General features: G+C 67.9%; 3 protein-coding genes and 1 pseudogene. 3 read left to right on the plus strand and 1 reads right to left on the minus strand.

All coding sequences use genetic code 11. The features are described 5' to 3' along the window. Window positions 1-729 (minus strand): STY4851/ECs_5259 family protein (locus RKP46_RS12645; protein WP_311106974.1); only part of this gene is annotated, 729 nt, incomplete at its 3' end. Window positions 730-1,167: 438 nt separating this feature from the next. Between RKP46_RS12645 and RKP46_RS12650 the strand changes: the two genes are divergently transcribed. From RKP46_RS12650 to RKP46_RS12660, 3 genes and pseudogenes are all read left to right on the plus strand, one after another. Continuing rightward, on the plus strand, window positions 1,168-2,628 hold the full coding sequence (locus RKP46_RS12650) for a hypothetical protein (protein WP_311106975.1): 1,461 nt from the start codon (window positions 1,168-1,170) through the stop codon (window positions 2,626-2,628). A 20-nt stretch (window positions 2,629-2,648) separates the two neighbouring features. Continuing rightward, window positions 2,649-3,581, plus strand: coding sequence for a MoxR family ATPase (locus tag RKP46_RS12655; protein ID WP_311106976.1), 933 nt, complete (start codon window positions 2,649-2,651; stop codon window positions 3,579-3,581). Then, window positions 3,568-3,867 (plus strand): annotated as a pseudogene (locus RKP46_RS12660) (hypothetical protein); the annotation flags it as partial. The gene RKP46_RS12655 and the pseudogene RKP46_RS12660, both read left to right, overlap by 14 nt.

A 3,867-nucleotide genomic window follows, 5' to 3' on the forward strand; every position in this document is an offset into this window, starting at 1 on the left:
GGGAAAGCGCTCACGCCAATCGGGAATGGCTTCGTCCAGTTGCTGCACGGCGTTGGAGCCGGACGTCAAGCGGGCCTGCTCCTTGAGATCAAGAATGCTCCAGACGACCTCCGCCAACAAAGCGAAGATGGCAGCCTGCCGATAAGTGCGCGGCAACAATCCCTGCAGGCTATCCACCCAAGCCAGCAGCTCGGGCTGGGTGGCGCGGCTACCGCGAGCGAGCTGCACTACTCGACCCAACACCTGGCCAATACCGCCACGCGCCTCGGCCAACAATCGCAGCGGCAGGCCACCTTGAACCGCGACGCTGCCAAGGTAACGCAATCCTCCGTCTGCACGAGGCTTCAGGCCCCAGTCTCGCAGACCACGTGTGACGCATTCGCTACGTTGAGCCTGACTCCATTCGTCTGGATTTGCCCCAATGCGTTTGAGGATGGGCTCCCACGACCAATGGCCACCCTCATATTGCCGCTGCCACCACTCGGCCGCGTAAAGAACAAACAGGCAGGCAAAGCCAGGGCGTTGCGATGCCACCGCATCGAGGTGATGCGTCATCGAAGGCCCCTTCAGCGAAGTCCTGAGCAAGCTCTCCAGCGTAGAGAATTCGCTCATCGTCAGACGATATCGATAGAGCGGACGCGCATCCGGACGGTCGAGCCCGTGTCGCTGAAGTAGCCGGCGCTTCCAGTCCAGAAAGTCCTGTAAATCCGTGGAATGTCGATTGACCATGCTGCGCTTCCCATCAAGAAGCTTGGTCGAAGGATATGAGATCCAACGCTACTTTCGCAAGTATTTAAGGCTCTGAGCCCAGTGGTGATTCAGAAGCAGCGCACCGACGGACCCAGATGCTTGCAATGCTGGTGCGACCGTCGCTCGATGACCACCGCCGACGCGCGCGAGTGGCGCCCTGATCACTACCTCCTTTATCGTCCTGCTTCGCCGGCAGCGAACGGGGCGACGAAATGCTGCCGCCAGCAGTAACGAAGCTGCGCACAAACCGCTTCACGCCGAAGTATTATTCGATTGCTTGGCGCGCCGAAGGACAACTGAACACCGCCAAGCTGGCGGCACGGCGACGATAAAGACCGGCACGCGCCAGGGAACACGTCAGAACGGGGAGAACGATGCAGGAGACGAAGGAATTCGGCGCGCCGCGAGGTTGCTGGCGTGCCGCTTGAGCGCCCGCCGCTACGCATCTTCCTGTCTTCGCCCGGCGACGTGGCGGAGCAGCGCGAGCTCGTGCGCCGGACGATCGCGGCGCTCAACGACGACCCGCTGCTCGCTGGGCGCGGTCGCTTCGAGGTCGTCGCCTGGGACACGCCGGGCGCCGCCGTCCCCTTGAGTGCTGGCCGGCCGCCGCAGGATTCGGTCAATGCCTACCTACCGCTGCCGCGCGAGTGCGACCTGACGATCGTTCTCCTCTGGGGGCGGATCGGCACGCCGCTGCCGCCGGCCAACCGGCGCGCCGACGGAACGACCTACGCCTCGGGAACCGTCTGGGAGCTGGAAGACGCGCGCAATGGCGGGCGCGAGGTCTGGATCTACCGCTGCGCGCGCAAGCCGACGATCGAGCTCGACGACCCCGACGAAGACGACAAGAAAGAACAGTATCGGCGCGTCAAAGATTTCGTCGCCGCTTCGCGCGCGCCCGACGGCTCGCTGCGCTTCGGCGTCAACGACTTCCAGCACGATGCGCAACTGGCGCAGCTCGTCGAGGCGCACCTCAAGCAGTTCGCGCGCCAGGCGCTGCCGCTCGCCGCAGCGCCGCCGAGCCCACCGCCGGCGGCGCCCATGCCCGCGGCAGCGGCGGCGCCCGACGGCGCCGGGCAGGGCAATGCCCTCGAGCTGCTCGACCGCCTCGGCGAGCTGATCCAGCTTTGCGACCGCGAGGACCTGCGCGATGTACTGATCGATACGATGTACCGGCGCGCGACGCGGGCCAAGGGCAGCGCGCTCTTCTGCATCCTGCCCGGCGGCGCGCGCCAGGGACATTGCGGATTCCTCGAACGGGTACGCGCCTACGAGCTGCGCCACCAGATTCCCGGCGTCGCGCCCGGCCAGGTGATCCTCGTCCCGCGCGTCGTCCGGCAGAACCTGGAGACGCCCGAGAGGCTGGGGGCGACGATCCTCAGCGCGATTCGCGACGGCGCGCGCGACGCCGGGCTCGATTCGTGGCCCAAACTGCAGCGCTGGATGAACGGCGGCAAGCAGCGCATCTTCATCGTCGCCCTCGAACCGCCGAGCGACGCGCTGTCCGGCCGCGAGCACCTGTTTCTCACCAACGCGGCGGCCTGGCTCGGCCGCTGGGTCGCCGCCCCGGCGCGCCAAATCTTCGTTCTCGTCGCCTGCCTGCGCTACGCCGGCGGCGAGGGCGAAGGTGAGCGCATGCGCCGCATCGTCGACGAATTCGTCGCCGGTTTCAGCGCGCCCGTCGACTTGCCGCCGACCATCGTCCCCCTGCCCGAACTGGCGTCGATCACGCGCGATGACGTCGAGCGCTGGTGGACGCATGAAGCCGTCAAACCCGTCCGCAACGCGCGCCTGAAGGCAAAGCTCGACCAACTCTTCGCCGAGCGCGCGCACTGGGCGATGGACGACCTGCGCGACCGGCTCGCCGCGTCGTTCTGACCCGCAAGAAAGGAAAGCAGATGACCCTCACGCCACCGCCGGCAGACCGCTACATCTCGCACGCCAACCTCGACATCGCCGCCGAAGTCGCCATCCAGCTCGAACAGCCCTTGCTCCTCACCGGCGAGCCGGGAACCGGCAAGACGACCTACGCCCGCCATCTGGCGCGGACCTTCGGCGAGCAGACCGGCGAAGGCGAACTGCCGCTGCTGATGTTCGAAACCAAATCGACCAGCGCCGCGCGCGACCTCTTCTATCACTTCGACCACCTCGGCCGCTTCCACGCCGCGCACGACGACAAGATGCCGAGCGACAACCGCGCCTACCTGACCTTCAACGCACTCGGCGCAGCCATCCTCCGTTCGCGGCCGGCGGCCGAAGTCGCCGACCTGTTGCCCGAGCATCGGCGGCCGTGCCGCTGCGTCGTCCTCGTCGACGAAATCGACAAGGCGCCGCGCGACTTCCCGAACGACATCCTGAACGAGATCGAGCGCCAGTACTTCCGCATCCCCGAGCTCGGCCTGCGCACCATCGTCGCCGACCCCGACTACCGGCCGCTCGTCGTCCTCACCAGCAACAGCGAGAAGAACCTGCCGGACGCCTTTCTCCGCCGCTGCGTCTTCTACCACCTGCCATTCCCCGACCCCGCGGCGATGCGCCGCATCGTGCGCGCCAACCTCGACGGCGAACCGGCGCTCACCGCCGACGCAATCGACTTCTTCTACGCGCTGCGCACGCTCGAACTCGACAAGCCGCCGGCCACCGCCGAGCTCGTCGGCTGGCTGAAAGCGCTGCGCGGGCGCGGCGCATCGTCGGCCGGCACGCTCGCCGAAGTCCGCCAAATCGTCCAGGGGACGCTCGGCGTCCTCGCCAAGACCGCCGAAGACCTCGAGCGCGTACGCGCCCACGCCGTGCTCAAGCTCGGCGCACTGGCGGGCGATGCTCAGTACTGAAGCACTCGTCGAGCTCGCCGGCGAGCTCAGGCGCCAGGGTTTCGCCCCCGGCGCGCATGAGCTGACCGCCGCCGCGCAGGTGCTCGCCGGCCTCGCCGGCCGCGCCGAACCGCCGTTGCCGCGCGAGCTGGCGCCCTACCTGGCGCCGATCTTCTGCCGCACGCCGGAGCAGCAGCACCTCTTTCCGGCGCTCTTCGCCGACTGGATCGCCCGTTGGGACCGCGATCCGCCCGCTGCCGCCGCGCCCGCGCCCGGCGCCTCGGCCACGCCGCCGCCGCCGCGTCCG

The sequence above is a fragment of the Accumulibacter sp. genome, from assembly GCF_031732815.1.
Classification (GTDB): domain Bacteria; phylum Pseudomonadota; class Gammaproteobacteria; order Burkholderiales; family Rhodocyclaceae; genus Accumulibacter.